The sequence below is a fragment of the Oleiphilus sp. HI0043 genome (genome assembly GCF_001634935.1).
The window spans coordinates 1-606 of the sequence record NZ_LWEY01000633.1 but is presented as its reverse complement, the minus strand read 5'-3'; the positions used below and the strand labels follow the sequence as shown (position 1 = coordinate 606).

1 protein-coding gene and 1 pseudogene are annotated in these 606 nt (G+C 41.9%); one reads left to right on the top strand and one right to left on the bottom strand.

What is annotated here, in order from left to right; translation table 11 throughout:
* Positions 1–266 (bottom strand): transposase (locus A3729_RS07680; RefSeq protein WP_068633552.1); only part of this gene is annotated, 266 nt, incomplete at its 3' end.
* Between the two features lie 177 nt (positions 267–443).
* Here A3729_RS07680 and A3729_RS31425 point away from each other — a divergent pair.
* Positions 444–606 (top strand): annotated as a pseudogene (locus A3729_RS31425) (IS110 family transposase); the annotation flags it as partial.

Below are 606 nucleotides of genomic sequence, written 5' to 3'. Positions count from 1 at the left end.
AAATCCATTTCTTCTTGAAGCTGTTTATTCTCTCGCCTTAAACGACGAAGTTCTTCACTCTCATTTTTTGAGTAATCGACGCCATTAACAGAGTTGAATTGTTTATCAGATAAGCGCATAAATTGACGCTTCCAGTTCGCGATTTGTTGGGAGCTAATTCCAAGTTCTTTAGCAACTTGAGCTTGAGTGACGCCCGGTTTTTCGCAGCGTTTCACTGCTTCTTTTCGGAATTCTTCAGAGTAAGCTTGAGTTTTTTTACGTGCCATGAGCACCTCCACATAAGGTCTATATAACTATAGTAGGGTGTACACTAATTGTTGGGCACTCGGAAACCTAGACATAATGACTCCCCACGTCCCAAAAGAGTGCTGACCTCCTATCGTGGGTTAGCAAAGCCAGAGCCATAATATATGTGTCATACCATATAAGCGGAGGCCAGCACCATGAAAAACAATACCATAATTTTTGTCGGATTGGACACCCATAAGGAGTTCACCGAAGTCGCATATTGCGAAGATCAACGAGGCTCAGAAGTAAAACATCTTGGAAGAGTTTCTTCAGCCAAAGTATCACTTACCAAGATGGCAAGACAGTTTGAAAGCAAAT